The 14,273-nt window shown below is 62.8% G+C and carries 17 protein-coding genes; 10 read left to right on the top strand and 7 right to left on the bottom strand.

Features of this window, described 5'->3' with window-relative positions; genetic code table 11:
• Positions 1-44: 44 nt before the first annotated feature.
• Entirely contained in the window at positions 45-584 is a 540-nt protein-coding gene (locus AB5Y94_RS10900) for a hypothetical protein (protein ID WP_233422795.1), read from the top strand.
• Between the two features lie 30 nt (positions 585-614).
• Here AB5Y94_RS10900 and AB5Y94_RS10895 read toward each other — a convergent pair whose 3' ends face one another.
• The 4 genes from AB5Y94_RS10895 to cutA form a co-directional block, all read right to left on the bottom strand.
• Positions 615-1,028, bottom strand: a complete 414-nt coding sequence (locus AB5Y94_RS10895) for a hypothetical protein (protein WP_005309347.1) — start codon at positions 1,026-1,028, stop codon at positions 615-617.
• A 78-nt stretch (positions 1,029-1,106) separates the two neighbouring features.
• The gene (locus AB5Y94_RS10890; RefSeq protein WP_368205497.1) at positions 1,107-1,640 is read right to left on the bottom strand and encodes a GNAT family N-acetyltransferase; all 534 of its coding nucleotides are present in this window, start codon (positions 1,638-1,640) and stop codon (positions 1,107-1,109) included.
• Positions 1,630-3,420, bottom strand: a complete 1,791-nt coding sequence (locus tag AB5Y94_RS10885) for a protein-disulfide reductase DsbD (RefSeq protein WP_019839858.1) — start codon at positions 3,418-3,420, stop codon at positions 1,630-1,632. Before AB5Y94_RS10885 ends, AB5Y94_RS10890 begins: the two co-directional genes overlap by 11 nt.
• Positions 3,417-3,734 (bottom strand): divalent-cation tolerance protein CutA, encoded by a 318-nt coding sequence (cutA, locus tag AB5Y94_RS10880; RefSeq protein WP_019839857.1) that lies wholly within the window; start codon positions 3,732-3,734, stop codon positions 3,417-3,419. The genes AB5Y94_RS10885 and cutA overlap by 4 nt, the downstream gene beginning before the upstream one ends.
• Before the next feature lie 193 nt (positions 3,735-3,927).
• Here cutA and AB5Y94_RS10875 point away from each other — a divergent pair, with 193 nt between their 5' ends.
• Positions 3,928-4,266, top strand: a complete 339-nt coding sequence (locus tag AB5Y94_RS10875) for a hypothetical protein (RefSeq protein WP_019839856.1) — start codon at positions 3,928-3,930, stop codon at positions 4,264-4,266.
• A gap of 95 nt (positions 4,267-4,361) precedes the next feature.
• Here AB5Y94_RS10875 and AB5Y94_RS10870 read toward each other — a convergent pair whose 3' ends face one another.
• On the bottom strand, positions 4,362-4,799 hold the full coding sequence (locus AB5Y94_RS10870; protein ID WP_005309357.1) for a PACE efflux transporter: 438 nt from the start codon (positions 4,797-4,799) through the stop codon (positions 4,362-4,364).
• A 124-nt stretch (positions 4,800-4,923) separates the two neighbouring features.
• Here AB5Y94_RS10870 and AB5Y94_RS10865 point away from each other — a divergent pair, with 124 nt between their 5' ends.
• Positions 4,924-5,802: a LysR family transcriptional regulator gene (locus AB5Y94_RS10865; RefSeq protein ID WP_368205496.1), complete on the top strand. Its 879-nt coding sequence runs from the start codon at positions 4,924-4,926 to the stop codon at positions 5,800-5,802.
• An 18-nt stretch (positions 5,803-5,820) separates the two neighbouring features.
• On the opposite strand, the gene ygfZ is transcribed toward AB5Y94_RS10865, so the two are convergent.
• The gene (ygfZ, locus tag AB5Y94_RS10860; RefSeq protein ID WP_368205495.1) at positions 5,821-6,726 is read right to left on the bottom strand and encodes a tRNA-modifying protein YgfZ; all 906 of its coding nucleotides are present in this window, start codon (positions 6,724-6,726) and stop codon (positions 5,821-5,823) included.
• 113 nt (positions 6,727-6,839) lie between these two features.
• On the opposite strand from ygfZ, the gene AB5Y94_RS10855 reads away from it, so the two are divergent.
• Both AB5Y94_RS10855 and AB5Y94_RS10850 read left to right on the top strand, forming a co-directional pair.
• The gene (locus tag AB5Y94_RS10855) at positions 6,840-7,109 is read left to right on the top strand and encodes a succinate dehydrogenase assembly factor 2 (RefSeq protein ID WP_005309363.1); all 270 of its coding nucleotides are present in this window, start codon (positions 6,840-6,842) and stop codon (positions 7,107-7,109) included.
• Between the two features lie 19 nt (positions 7,110-7,128).
• Positions 7,129-7,506, top strand: coding sequence for a protein YgfX (locus AB5Y94_RS10850; protein ID WP_368205494.1), 378 nt, complete (start codon positions 7,129-7,131; stop codon positions 7,504-7,506).
• A gap of 305 nt (positions 7,507-7,811) precedes the next feature.
• Here AB5Y94_RS10850 and nadB read toward each other — a convergent pair whose 3' ends face one another.
• Positions 7,812-9,419 (bottom strand): L-aspartate oxidase, encoded by a 1,608-nt coding sequence (gene nadB / locus AB5Y94_RS10845; RefSeq protein WP_017786464.1) that lies wholly within the window; start codon positions 9,417-9,419, stop codon positions 7,812-7,814.
• A 182-nt stretch (positions 9,420-9,601) separates the two neighbouring features.
• Between nadB and rpoE the strand changes: the two genes are divergently transcribed.
• The 5 genes from rpoE to lepA all read left to right on the top strand — a co-directional run bounded on the left by rpoE (position 9,602) and on the right by lepA (position 14,271).
• On the top strand, positions 9,602-10,183 hold the full coding sequence (gene rpoE / locus AB5Y94_RS10840) for an RNA polymerase sigma factor RpoE (protein ID WP_005309371.1): 582 nt from the start codon (positions 9,602-9,604) through the stop codon (positions 10,181-10,183).
• A 22-nt stretch (positions 10,184-10,205) separates the two neighbouring features.
• Complete coding sequence (locus tag AB5Y94_RS10835) at positions 10,206-10,805, top strand: RseA family anti-sigma factor (protein WP_043170433.1); 600 nt, start codon at positions 10,206-10,208, stop codon at positions 10,803-10,805.
• An 18-nt stretch (positions 10,806-10,823) separates the two neighbouring features.
• Positions 10,824-11,804 carry a MucB/RseB C-terminal domain-containing protein gene (locus AB5Y94_RS10830; protein ID WP_368205493.1) on the top strand — a complete coding sequence of 327 codons (981 nt, stop codon included), beginning with the start codon at positions 10,824-10,826 and terminating at the stop codon, positions 11,802-11,804.
• Between the two features lie 93 nt (positions 11,805-11,897).
• On the top strand, positions 11,898-12,359 hold the full coding sequence (locus AB5Y94_RS10825) for a SoxR reducing system RseC family protein (RefSeq protein ID WP_005309378.1): 462 nt from the start codon (positions 11,898-11,900) through the stop codon (positions 12,357-12,359).
• Positions 12,360-12,477: 118 nt separating this feature from the next.
• The gene (gene lepA, locus AB5Y94_RS10820; protein WP_005309379.1) at positions 12,478-14,271 is read left to right on the top strand and encodes a translation elongation factor 4; all 1,794 of its coding nucleotides are present in this window, start codon (positions 12,478-12,480) and stop codon (positions 14,269-14,271) included.
• Positions 14,272-14,273: the final 2 nt, after the last annotated feature.

The raw sequence follows: 14,273 nt of genomic DNA, 5'->3' as shown, positions 1-14,273 counted from the left end.
AGCCGCTGAGGATCAGCGGCGGCCCCGCTCAGGAGATCAGGACAATGACAACAAACGTAACAGCCGCGGGAAGCGTCGGCTCGCTGGCGCAACTGCTGGCAACGCGCAGCGGCGAACGGCAGGAGAGACCAGAGATGCCGCCCCCGCCGCCCCCCGGTGCGAGCAACAAGATGGAGCAGGATCTCAAGTCGGTGCTGGCCGAGCTGGGCCTGTCGGGCAAGAGCGAGGAAGAGAGCGGTGAGAGTACCGAGAGTACCGCCGCCAGCGGTGGTTCACTCGATTCCTTCATGGCGAGCCTGATGGATGCCCTGCACGCTCAGCAGGAGGGGAGCAAGGCCATCGCCACTGGCAGCAGTGACAATCCCATGAAGCTGGATCTGCAGAGCCTGCTGGGTCAGCTGGATGGTGAAGGGGAGCCTGGCAGCGAGGTGAGCGCCCTGCAGAGTCAATTCTCCAGCCTGCTGGAGAGCAGCGGCAACAGCGGGAGCGGGGTGACTCTGAAAGATCTGTTGTCGGCCTTTGCCAGCAAGATCCCGAGTGACGCGCCCGACCGGAAGGGTTATATGGTGGATACCCAGGCCTGAGTCGGCCCGGGTTGCCTGGCCGGGGCCGCGTCAGTGAGCGGGCTCGGCCAGACGCCAGCCCTGCTCGGTCTTCATCATCCACACCTCGGCTTGCTGGGGCAGCACCTGGCCCGCCTCGAACTCGCCGTATTTGCGCTCCAGCTCCATCAGCCCCATCTCCTGCTGGAAGGGGCCGACCCTGTCATAGACCAGATCCTCGTCCTGCAGTACCTGCAACTGCTCCAGTCCCCGCTTGAAGTGGAGCTGGTAGCTCACCTTGACCAGATAGACCCCCTCCATGCGCTCTTCTTTATCGAGGATGGCGAAGTCGCTGATCTCGAACAGATTGGCGTCGGTGTCTGCCTGCAGTTTGGCGGTGACCTGGGTCCGGATTGCCTCTTCACCTGGACCTGCGTAACAGCCATAGAGCCAGAGGGCCAGCAGGGGGATGAACCACTTTTTCATCAAAACTCCGGACGAACGAGACGGGAAAGGGCAAATTTTGCCATGCTGCCGACCATATACAAGGGATTGCCAGAAAAATCAGTCAGTAAGGGGCGAGAGGGAGGGGGCGTGCCCGGAAGGGGCGGGGTCGATTGCGCGCTCCAGCACGATCGCCTCGGCCCGGTAGCCGGCCAGCTCGCGGCGATAGCACTCGGTGAACCCTCGGCGCTGCCAGAAGGACAAGGCGACCTCATTGCTGGCAATGACCGACAGGCGCAGCCGGGTTGCGCCCCAGGCGCGAGCCAGCGTACAGGCGTGCAGATAGAGCGCCTGACCGCGGCCGGCCCCCTGCCAGGGCTCACCCACCAGCAGCAGCCCCAGATAGGCGGTGGTGGGTTCGGGATAGCCGCGCAGCAGATCGAGCACGGCGGTAAGCTCCCCCGCCTCCCAGCACCCGATCACCTGTTTGGCAGAGAAGGGCAGCGTCGGCGGACAGGCCGTGAGCGCCTCCTCTGCTGCCTGGGCGCAGAGCGGCGCGTGACTTATCGCTGCCTGATAGGCTGGAGCCAGTTCGAACAGCCGCTGCAGGGCGGGCGCATCGCTTGCCTGCAGCTGACGCAGCTCAGTTGGCATCGCCAATCCTGTCCAGCTGACCGAGGAACTCGGCGGGCCCCATAAAGCCGGTCACCCGCTGGCCGCTCACTTCATTGCCGGCGCGGTCGAAGAAGATAAGGGTCGGCAGGCCCAGCACGTTGAGGCCGTTGAGCAGTTCTACATCGGCATCGTCGTTGGCGGTGACGTCCGCCTGCAGCAGTACCATCTGGCCGAAGCGCTCGCGCACGGCGGGGTCGCTGAAGGTCTTGTGTTCGAACTCCTTGCAGGCCACGCACCAGTCGGCATAGAGATCGAGCAGCACCGGCTTGCCGCGGGCGGCGGCCAGCTGGGTCTTGAGATCGTCCAGGGTCTTGATGCGGATGAAGGCCGGCGTCTCGGCCTGGGCGGCGACGCTGGCGCCCTGGGAGGGCAGCAGCAGATCCTTGCCCACCACCACGGCACTGATCATCGCTAGCAGCAGCACGAAACCGCGCAGGCTGCGCCCCACCGAATGTTGCTGGTGCTGGTTGTGATGGTAGAGGTAGCCGCACAGCAGCAACCCCCAGCCGAGCCAGGCCAGGGTGGCGACCTGATCGCTCCACAGCCTGGAGAGCAGCAGGATGGGCACCGCCAGCAGCGCAAACCCGAACAGCTGCTTGATCACGTCCATCCAGGCGCCCGCCTTGGGCAGCAGCTTGCCGCCCGAGGTGCCGAGCAGCAGCAGCGGCAGCCCCATGCCGAGCGACAGGGCGTAGAGGGCCGCGCCGCCGAGCCAGAGATCGCCGCTCTGGGCCACGTAGATGAGGGCGCCGGAGAGGGGGGCCGTGGTGCAGGGGGAGCAGACCAGGCCGGAGATCATCCCCATGATGCCGACCCCGAGCACGGAGCCGCCCTGCTGGCGGTTGGAGAGACCGGAGAGGCGGGTCTGCAGGCTGCTCGGCAGCTGCAGGGTGTAGAGCCCGAACATGGAGAGGGCCAGCAGCACGAACATCACCGAGAGCCCGATCAGCACATAGGGGTGCTGCAGCGCGGCCTGGAATTTCAAGCCTGCCGACGCCACCACCAGCCCGAGCAGGGTGTAGGTGACCGCCATCCCCTGCACGTAGACGAAGGAGAGCAGGAAGGCGCGGCGGGTGGAGAGGCGATGGCCGGCCCCGGCGATGATCCCGGTCAGGATGGGATACATGGGGAAGACGCAGGGGGTGAAGGCGAGGCCGAGCCCCAGTGCGAAGAAGGCGGCGACGCTGAGCCAGAAACCCTGGCTGCCGAGGGCGGCCGCCAGCTGATCCTGCTGACTGCTGGCCGGGGCCGGCGTGGGTGCATCGACCTGGTCATGTGGCGGCTCGGCGACGAGGGGCTCGACGGCGATCCGCTTGTCGGTCGGGGGATAGCAGAGGCCATCGGTACAGCCCTGATAGCTGATCTTGAGGCTAGCCTGCTGGCCCGCCTTGGTCAGGGTGACGGGGATCTGCACCTCCCGGTAATAGACCTGGGTCTTGCCGAAGAAGTCGTCTTCATGATCGGTGCCGGCGGGCAGCACCGGCTCCTCGAAGGTGAGGTTCTCGCCCTGGAAGCTGAAGCGGTGGCGGTAGAGGTAGTAGTCGTCGGCGATGCGCAGGCGCAGCAGCAGCTGGTTGCCCTGCTGTTCGCTCTCGAGGACGAACGCCTCGTCCACCTTCAGGAATTTGGGCTGGGCACGGGCCTCGATGCCGAGGGCACTCAGCAGATCCGTGCTGCTGGCCCGGGCCGGCAGTGAGCCCAGTCCGGCCAGCAGGGCGCAGAGTAACAGCAGGGAAGAGAGCAGACGAAACGGCGTCATGAGGTTTCCTGTTTTATCCAGTCGAGATAGGGCTGGTGGCCCTGGCTTGTGGGCAGCGCCAGGATCTCCGGCACCTCATAGGGGTGATGAGCAAGAATGCACTGACGCAGCGGCTCGAACAGGGCCGCTTGCGACTTGATGATGAGCTGGATCTCCGTGGCCCGCTCGATCCGGCCCTGCCAGCGATAGACGGAGGTGAGGCCGGGCAGCTGGTTGATGCAGGCTGCCAGCCGCCGGTCGAGCAGTTGTTCGCAGATGAGGTCGGCACTGGCCTCATCCGGGCAGGTGCAAAGCACCAGAATGGCGTCAGTCATGGTGAAATTTCTCGTCCGTACCGGGCGGCAAGGCGCCCGCAAACCAGTGGCTACTATACCTAGCGACGGGTCAAATAGCATCTGGCGCGCTTTGCGGCTGCGACATGAAAATAAGTGGGGGGCATGAGATAGACGCTGTCAGAGCGACAAGGCAGAATGAGCGGGCTTGTTCCCATTCGACGTAAGGAAATGTATGACCCAACAGAATGAGCAGCAGAGAAACCGCATGTTGAGCCTGTTGCGCGAAGGTGAGCGCCGTATGTTGGTGCAACTGGCCGGTCTGCTGCGTACCAGTGCCGATGAAATCAATGCCGAGCTGGAAAAAGAGGAGTTGCTGGAGACCCTGGAGCAACCGGTCACGGTGGAGTATCTCAACGGCGTGGTGCAACACCATCTGTTCGAGCGCCTGCACAAGGGTGACATGGTGGCGGCCCAGCGTCTGCTGACCCAGTACCAGAGCGACCTTGAGGCCATGCTGACCCAGGAGGCCGAGGCAGAGGCCCAGACCGAAGAGCTGAAGGCACAAGCCTGAAGGCCGCGGCAGGCCCGCCGGGCTTGTCCTCCCCCAGCACCATCATGCCTCTTGCATGATGGTGCCTCGTTTTTCCCACCGTTTTTTGCCGTCGTTCAACCCAGTGCGTTCTGCTGCCACTGACCCGGGATCGGGTACACCTTGTCGTAACTCCAGTTGTAGACGAAGGCGTAGACCAGATAGAAGGTCACGAAGCCGATGTTGAGCGCCAGCGCCGCCAGCAGGGCGAGATCCAGCCACCAGGCGATGACCGGCAGGGTGAGCGCCATGAAGCCCCCTTCAAAGCCGAACGCATGGACCACGCGCTGCCACAAGGTCTTGTGCGGGTGACCCTGGTACTTGAGCAGCAGCTTGTCGAAGCCGATGTTGTAGACATAGTTCCAGACGGTGGCCAGTACCGAGAACAGGACGGCCAGCGGCCCCATGTGGCTGAGCTCGATGCCTGTGATCCAGCTGGCCAGGGGGGCTGCGATGAGCAGACCTATCACTTCAAAGCCGATGGCGTGGCGGATACGGTCATTGCGGGTACGCATAAATTCCTCTCTTTAAACAGCTATGTTGACTGACTGGTTGGCAATCTATCCCTATTTGTTGATAGTTTCACGTTGGTATCCATCGTTAAAATAGATGGATGACCGCATTTGCAGGAGCAGGACGATGAACCCATCGCTGGAACAACTCAGGGTATTGCTGGCCGCCGCGCAGGCAGGCTCCTTCTCGGCGGCCGCGCGCCAGCTGGGCAAGGCGCAGTCGGTAGTCAGTACCGCCATCGCCAATCTGGAGATAGATCTGGGGCTGGAGCTGTTCGATCGCAGCGGGCGCTATCCTGTGCTGACCGAGGCGGGCGTGCGCATCAGCCAGGAGGCCGGTATCTTGCTGGCCCAGAGCGCGCGCTTGCAGGCCATCGCCGGCGAGCTGGCCAGCGGCGTCGAGTCGCGCCTGACTCTGGCCATCGATGATGACTCCCACCTGCCCTGGCTCGGCGCCGTGCTGGAGGAGTTCGCTACCCACTACCCGACGGTGGAGCTGGAGCTGCTGTTTCCGCTGATGGAGGATCTCACCGAGATGCTGATCAGCGGCCGCGCCCAGCTCGGCATCAGCTATCAGAAGGAGCACCCGCAGCAGGAGATCGTGGCCCGCTCGCTGGGAGGCGTCGCCATGCCGCTGGTGGTCGCCCCCGAACATCCGCTGGCCCACAAAGCGCCGCTGCGGGAGAGCGATCTGCAGGGGGCTCGCCAGCTGCTGGTGACAGGGCGGCGGGAGGGGACGGAGCGTCATCGCTTTCGCCTGTCGGCGCAGGTGTGGTGGGTGGAGGGGGATCTTGGGATCCTGGAGCTGGTGAAACTGGGGCTAGGGTGGGCGGCAGTGCCCGATTTTCTGCTGCACCGGCCGCTGGCTCGGGGCGAGGTGGTGGTGCTCAAGCCGGACTTCATCACCCAGCCCGAGCTGGCGCTGGAGCTGCAGTGGCATCGCGCCCGCCCGCTCGGGCAGGCGGGGCGCTGGCTGAAGGAGGCTCTGCTGGCGCGGGTGCGCTAGCAGGGCGCTTGGCTTCGCTTACTCGGTCAGCTGATAGGGGAGGGGCTGCAGGGTCAGGCTTGAGCCTTCTTCCTGCTTGAGCCGGAAGCGGGCGTCGGCCTCGGTGTCCTTGGGTAGCACGGCGGTGAGCCACAGCTCGCCATCCTGTTGCCAGGCGTTGAGCACCATGCCGCTGCGGCGCCAGTTGTCACCGAGCTGGATCTCCAGGGTGTCGCCGCTGGTAACCGGGGTAGTGGCGGTGCCGCTCAGCACGAACAGAGCGCGGTTGTTGGCGCCGCGATACTTGGCGCGGGCCACCGTCTCCTGCCCCATGTAGCAGCCCTTGGTGAAACTGATGCCATCGAGCGCCTGCAGGTTGAGCATCTGGGGAATGTACTCACCCTGATGAACCGCCTCCAGATGGGGGATGCCGGCCTTGATCTCCAGTCCCCACCAGAGCGACTCGGGGCCGCTGGGCAGGGCCAGCGCCAGCGGCTGTTCGCTGACCAGCAGCCAGCGATCGGCTTCGATCCGCACCGCCATGCCACCCTCAATGAGGCCGCTCTCCTGCAGGTCGTATTGCCCCGCGATCCAGCCATCGGTCCCCTGACCGGCCACGCCGACCGCCTGGCCGTGATTTTCGCTGATCTCGACCTTGGCAAAGATCGCGAACTTCTTGAGCTCGGGCAGCTGGCGGGCCAGCACCGACGGCTTGGTCAGCATCAGCAGGCGATCGCTCAGGCAGAGCAGGCGAAAATCGCTCCACAGCTTGCCCTTGGGATCGCAGTGGCCGCCCAGGGTGTGCTGGCCCGGCTGCAGGGCGTTGACGTCACAGGTGACCTGACCCTGCAGGTATTTGGCGCGATCCGGGCCGCTCAGGCTGGTGATGGCCAGATCGGTCAGAGGGAACAGGGTTGGCTCGGCGGGAAGGGTTGGCAGGCTCACGATGGCATTCCAGAGACAGAAAGTATGTGACCTGCATGGTAAAGACGTAAGGAATGTTTGTCAGCCGGAAAATCCAGCTGGTACCATCGCCGGGTCTTTGTAAGGAGAGTTCCATGTTGAGCCCAATTGAAAAATCCCGCCTGAAGTGGGCCTGCCGCCGTGGCATGCTCGAGCTGGATGTGATCTTTATGCCCTTCTTCGAGCACGAGTTCGACGGTTTGAGCGAGGCCGATCAGCAGACCTTTATCCGCCTGCTGGAGTGCGAGGATCCGGAGCTGTTCCGCTGGAGCATGGGCCACGGCGTGCCGGAAGACCCCGCCTTCGCTGCCATGATCCCGCTGATCCTGGAACGCAATCAGGCCCGTCACGATCGCCAGCGTTGATCCATCCGTACGGGTGTCGATGCCCGTCACCGTCTCCAGACAGCAGCGTCTGCTGCTGTTGTCGCTGTTTCTGCTGATCCTGTGGCCGCTGGCCGCCCTGATCCACGGCTGGCAGTGTGCATTGTTGCTGCCCTGCTGGGCGCTGGGGTTGTGGCGCGCCTGGCTCGACACGAGCCGGATGACCGGCGTGCTGGAGTGGGACGGTCAGTGGCTCAGCTGGCAGGGCAACCGTTATCAGCTGGGGGCGGGCAGCCGCATCTGGCCCGGCGTGCTCTGGTTGCAGCTGGTAGCGGTGGAGCGTCCCGCCAGCCGGCTCTGGCTGTTCAGCGATGCGTTGGCACCGGCCCACTACCGCACGCTGGCTCGCGCCATCCACTTCTCCCAGCAGACCCGCTAGCCTATCTTCCCCATAAAACAGATGACCCCGCCGGAGCGAGGTCATCTGGATATTGCTGCTTGTTGCTTGTAGCAGAGGCTAGTCCCGCTCCGGCGTCAGCACGGTCGGCCTGGAGTCCGGCTGCATGTCCGGGTAGTCCGGGTTGCAGCAGTGCAGGCCGTGTGACTCTCAGGCTCATTGCGAAGCGAAAGGGTTAGTCTCGTTCCGGCGTCAGCACGGTCGGCTTGGAGTCCGGTTGCATGTCCGGGTAGTCCAGGTTGTAGTGCAGGCCGCGCGACCCTCTGGCTCATTACTGAACGAAAGGGTTAGTCCCGTTCCGGCGTCAGCACGGTCGGCTTGGAGTCCGGCTGCATGTCCGGGTAGTCCAGGTTGTAGTGCAGGCCGCGCGACTCCTTGCGCTGCAGGGCGCAGTTGACGATGAGCTCGGCCACCTGCAGCAGGTTGCGCAGCTCCAGCAGGTTGTTGGAGACCCGGAAGTTGGCGTAGTACTCCTGCACCTCCTGCTTGAGCAGGTCGATGCGGCGCTTGGCGCGGGCCAGACGTTTGTTGGTACGCACTATCCCCACGTAGTCCCACATCATTAGCCGCAGCTCGTGCCAGTTGTGCTGGATCACCACCAGCTCATCCGAATCTTCCACCTTGCTCTCGTCCCACACCGGCAGACGGGGCGGCTCCACGCTCATCGGCAGCTTGGCCAGAATGTCGGCCCCCGCCTGATGGGCATAGACCACGCATTCGAGCAGGGAGTTGGAGGCCATCCGGTTGGCGCCGTGCAGCCCGGTGTAGGTCACCTCGCCGATGGCGTAGAGGCCGGGGATGTCGGTCTGGCCGTTGTTGTCGATCATCACGCCGCCGCAGGTGTAGTGGGCGGCAGGGACGATGGGCATCGCCTCCTTGGTGATGTCGATGCCGACCGCGAGGCAGCGCTCATGGATGGTGGGAAAGTGCTTGATGATGAAATCGGCCGGCTTGTGACTGATGTCCAGATACATGCAGTCGGCGCCGAGCCGCTTCATCTCGTGGTCGATAGCACGGGCGACTATGTCCCGCGGTGCGAGCTCGGCCCGCTCGTCGAAGTCGGGCATGAAGCGACTGCCGTCGGGGCGGCGCAGATAGGCCCCCTCGCCGCGTAGGGCTTCGGTCAGCAGGAAGTTGGGGTCATCGGGGTGGAACAGGCTGGTGGGGTGGAACTGGTTGAACTCCAGGTTTGCCACCCGGCAGCCGGCGCGCCACGCCATGGCGATGCCGTCACCGGAGCTGACGTCCGGGTTGGAGGTGTACTGGTACACCTTGGAGGCGCCACCGGTGGCCAGTGCCACGAAACGGGCGCGGATCACCTCGACCTGCTCGGCGTTGCGGTTCCAGACATAGGCGCCCAGTACCCGGTTGCCCGGCAGCCCCAGCTTGCGGGTGGTGATGAGATCGACCGCGTTGAAGCGCTCCATCAGCTGGATGTTGGGGTGAGCCCGCACCTGATCGATCAGGGTGAGCTGCACCGCCTTGCCGGTGGCATCCGCCGCGTGGAAGATGCGGCGATGGCTGTGGCCCCCTTCGCGGGTCAGGTGATAGTGGGATTCGCCCTCTGCGTCCTCTTCCTGATCGAAGGGGACACCCTGCTGGATCAGCCACTGGATGGAGTCGCGGGCGTTGCGGGCGGTGAACTCCACCACGGCCGGGTCACACAACCCGGCCCCGGCGTTGAGCGTGTCGCTCACGTGGGATTCGATGCTGTCGGTCTCGTCGAACACGGCAGCGATGCCTCCTTGCGCATAGAAAGTGGCCCCTTCACTGATGGGCCCCTTGCTCAGAACCAGGACTTTGGCCTGGTCTGCCAATCGCAATGCGAGAGACAAACCGGCTGCACCGCTGCCAATGATCAGTACGTCGCAAAGGTATTCAACACTTGCTTTCATAAGTATCATTGGCCTGGATTAAGAACTGGCACCATGGTAGCCCAAGCGAGGGTGGTGATGCAGCCTGCGTCACATTTTTTTCAATGCAAGCGAACTTTCCCTGATTCCTCCTGTCTGAACTTGTGCGCTTAGGAAGGGCCGGAAAAGAAAAACGATAACCTGATGGGGGTTTTACGGCTCTGATGAGCGACCAGAATCTACTGGACGAACAGCTGGTTGAACGGGTCCAGCGTGGCGATAAAAATGCATTCAACCTGTTGGTAAAAAAATACCAGCACAAGGTGGTCAACCTGGTGGCCAGGTATGTCAACAATCCGGGCGATGTACCGGATGTGGCGCAGGAGGCTTTCATCAAGGCTTATCGCGCGCTGCCGACATTCCGTGGCGAGAGCGCCTTTTACACCTGGTTGTACCGGATTGCCGTGAACACGGCCAAGAATTATCTGACCTCTCAGGGGCGCAGGCCGCCCAGCAGTGACGTAGAGGCGGAAGAGGCAGAATACTATGGCGGTGGCGAAGCCTTGCAAGAGGTGGCTACCCCGGAAAACCTGACGCTGACCGACGAGATCAAGCGCACCGTGTTTTCTGCCATAGAAGCTTTGCCGGAAGACTTGAGGACAGCTATCACCCTTCGCGAACTGGAAGGGCTGAGCTACGAAGAGATTGCCGAAATCATGGATTGTCCGGTGGGTACGGTGAGATCCCGCATCTTCCGGGCGAGGGAAGCAATCGATAAAAAGCTGCAACCTCTGATCGAGAATTAACTGGGGAAAGACAGGTTAACTTATGGCAAATAAAGAGCAACTCTCGGCCCTGATGGACGGTGACTTGAGCGATGTTGAGGTTCTGAACGAGCTGGGAACGGATCCGGCTCTGCAAGAGACCTGGTCTCGTTACCACCTGATTGGTGATGCCATGCGGGGGGACCTGCCGGTCAATCTGCAACTGGATCTGAGCGACAGCATCATGGCTGCGCTGGAAGATGAACCTACCATACTGGCGCCAAAGCCGGTGGAGAGCAAACCTGCCGTACCGCAGCCGGGTAGCGCCAAGACCGCCACGATAGTGCCGTTCCTGCGCCGCGCCGGCCAGCAGGTGGGGCAATACGCCATCGCCGCCTCGGTCGCTGCCGCCGTCATCTTCGGGGTGCAGCAGTATCAGGGGCAGGACGGTGTGCCGACCAACCCGGTACTCAACACTATCCCCGTTGGTGGCAGTGCCTCGCCGGTAAGCGTGCACTATCCGCAGGACGGCAATCGTGCGACCCAGCGTCAGCAGGGGTTGAGCGAACAGCAGATGCAGGAGCAGCGCGAGCGCATCAACGCTTTCCTGCGCGACCACCAGTTGCAACAGCGTCTGCTGCAAGACAAGCAGATTCAGGAATAACGGATTAGGGATCAGAACGTGCGCCAGTCCAGCCGTATTTTGCTGGCCTCTCTCCTGTTGATCAGCGCCAAGGCCTCGGCCGACGACAAGTCGGCCGAGGCCTTGTTGCAGCAGATGCAGAGTGCCGTCTCGCAACAGAATTTCGAATTGTCCATGGTCAAGGCCCGGCAGGGGCGACTCGAGCCTATCCGCTTCAGCCACGGCGTGATCGATGGCAAGGAGGTGGCTCACCTCAGCTACCTCGATGGCAAGACCATCGAGTACCTGCAGCGCCAAGACGAGTACACCTTTTTTGAAAATACCCATGAACCCTACACCCTCAAGGGGGCGCGTTTCCCCGGGGTATGGGCCACCCTGGTGAGAATGCCGTTGCCGCGGGTGCTGGAGAGCTATGATCCTGTGCTGGCCGGCCGCAGCCGGGCTGCCGGGCTGGTGGCACAGGTGGTGCGGCTGGTGCCCAAGGAGGCCGACAAGTACGGCTTCGTACTCTGGATTGACGAGCAGAGCAGCCTGTTGCTGCGGGTGGACATGGTGGATCGGGAAGGCAACCTGGTCGAGCAGGTGCTGGGGGTGGATCTGGACCGGCTCCCTGCGCCGGCTCCCTGGCTGGTGAAGCTGGCCAGCAGCAAGTTGCCCCAGGCGCTGGCGCTGGAAGATGCCTATCCGGCGCCGCAGCAGCAGCTGAACTGGCACCTCACCTGGCTGCCTGAAGGCTTCAAGGTGCTCTCCCGGGATCGTCACCAGCTGGTGACTACCAGTCTGCCGGTGGATTACATGATGCTCTCCGACGGGCTGGTGGATCTCTCGGTCTACGTGGCCCGGGTCGATCCCAAGCAGGCGGTGCGCCAGCAGCTGATCCGCCAGGGCGCCACCTCGCTGGTGAGCTATGTCAATGACGTTGGGGTCGAGATCACAGTGGTGGGTGAAGTGCCGGCCGACACCGCGAAACGCATCGCCGAGTCGGTGCAACCGCTGGCCCGCAACGAGGCCGTACAGTAAACCGTCAGACGCGGCTGCTTGCCCAAGGCCGGCAGTCGTGTTCAGATTGGGTCAATCTATCTTTCGTTATTGTGGAACCGTCTTGTGAGTGGAATGAGCGAAGAGCTGGCGACCGTGGTGGCCATTGATGGAGAACATGCCTGGGTGGAGTGCGAACGACGCTCCGCCTGCAGCGGTTGTCATCAACAGTCCAACTGTGGCACCGGCACGGTGGCCAAGGCGTTTCCATTGAAAGCGCAGCGACTGCGGGTGGCGCTCACCGCCGAGGTGAGCGTCGGCCAGCAGGTGAGGCTCGGCATTCCCCAGGCGAGCATCCTGCAGGGGGCCGCGCTGGTCTATGTGCTGCCGCTGTTCTGTCTGCTGGCGGGGGCCCTGCTGGGGCAACTCTGGCTGGCACCCCTGCTCTCTGCGGGGGAGGGGGTCACCATCCTCTGCTGCCTGCTGGGGGGCCTCGTCGGTTTTTCACTGGTTCGTTACTTTTCCAACCGGCTCGATCAGGGGGCCTATGGTCCCCGCATGCTGGGTGTGGTCCTGCCCACCCGCCACCTCTCCTGACCGTGCAGGCCGCTATTTCTGGTGCTTCGTCGACTAAAGATTGGCCGTCGACCGGGTTATCCAGTAAAATCCTGCCTCCATATCCGGCCCTAACCTAATTTTGAGTGATTCTTGCTCGATGAAACACATTCGTAACTTTTCGATTATTGCGCACATCGACCACGGTAAATCGACCCTGTCGGACCGTCTGATCCAGACTTGTGGCGGCCTGTCCGACCGCGAGATGCAGGCTCAGGTGCTTGACTCCATGGAACTGGAGCGCGAGCGCGGCATTACCATCAAAGCACAGAGTGTGACCCTGAACTACCAGGCACAAGACGGTAACACCTACCAGCTGAACTTTATCGACACCCCGGGCCACGTGGACTTCTCCTACGAGGTCTCCCGCTCGTTGGCGGCCTGTGAAGGGGCTCTGCTGGTGGTGGATGCCGGCCAGGGGGTTGAGGCACAGACTCTGGCCAACTGCTATACCGCCATGGAAATGGACCTGGAAGTGGTGCCGGTGCTGAACAAGATCGACCTGCCGGCCGCCGAGCCAGAGCGGGTTGCCGAAGAGATCGAGGACATCGTCGGCATCGACGCGGTCGACGCGGTGCGCTGCTCCGCCAAGACCGGCCTCGGCGTCGATCTGGTGCTGGAAGAGATCGTGGCCAAGATCCCGTCTCCGGAAGGGGATCCGGATGCCCCGCTGCAGGCGCTGATCATCGACTCCTGGTTCGACTCCTATCTGGGCGTCGTCTCTCTGGTGCGGATCAAGAACGGTTCGCTCAAGAAGAACGACAAGATCAAGGTGATGAGCACCGGCCAGACCTGGGGCGTCGATCGCATCGGGATCTTCACGCCCAAGCAGGTGGACACCGACGGTCTGGGCTGCGGCGAGGTAGGTTGGGTCGTCTGCGGCATCAAGGATATCCACGGCGCACCGGTGGGCGATACCCTGACCCTGGCCAAACACGGTGCCGAGAAGGCGCTGGCCGGCTTCAAGAAGGTGAAGCCGCAGGTCTATGCCGGTCTGTTCCCCATCTCCAGCGATGACTACGAGTCCTTCCGCGATGCACTGGAGAAGCTGTCGCTCAACGACGCCTCCCTGTTCTACGAGCCGGAGAGTTCCACCGCACTGGGCTTCGGCTTCCGTTGTGGCTTCCTCGGCATGCTGCACATGGAGATCATCCAGGAGCGGCTGGAGCGTGAGTACGATCTGGATCTGATCACCACGGCGCCGACCGTGGTCTACCAGATCGAGCAGACCGACGGTACCACCATCCACATCGACAGCCCGGCCCAGATGCCCGCCATCACCAGCATCAAGGAGATGCGTGAGCCCATCGCCGAGTGTCACATTCTGCTGCCGCAGGAGTACATGGGCAACGTGATCACCCTCTGTATCGAGAAGCGTGGCGTGCAGACCAACATGGTCTACCACGGCAAGCAGGTGGCACTGACCTACGAGATCCCGATGGCGGAAGTGGTGCTCGATTTCTTCGACCGCCTCAAATCCACCAGCCGCGGTTACGCCTCGCTGGATTACGGCTTCAAGCGTTTCGAAACCTCCGACATGGTCCGTCTGGACATCATGATCAACGGCGAGCGGGTCGACGCCCTGGCCATCATCACCCACAAGGAGAACGCCCAGTATCGCGGTCGCCAGGTGGTGGAGAAGATGCGCGAGCTGATCCCGCGCCAGATGTTCGATATCGCCATCCAGGCTGCCATCGGCAACCAGATCATCGCTCGCAGCACCGTCAAGGCCCTGCGCAAGGACGTGACCGCCAAATGTTACGGTGGTGACGTGAGTCGTAAGAAGAAGCTGCTGAACAAGCAGAAAGAAGGCAAGAAACGGATGAAGTCTCTGGGCCGTGTCGACGTGCCGCAGGAAGCCTTCCTCGCAATTCTCCACGTCGGAAAGGATTAATA

Origin of the sequence: Aeromonas sp. s5, from assembly GCF_040907865.1 — a bacterium.
Lineage (GTDB): Bacteria > Pseudomonadota > Gammaproteobacteria > Enterobacterales > Aeromonadaceae > Aeromonas > Aeromonas dhakensis.
The sequence above is the reverse complement of the archived record's forward strand: the minus strand, read 5'-3'. Positions and strand labels throughout refer to the sequence as shown.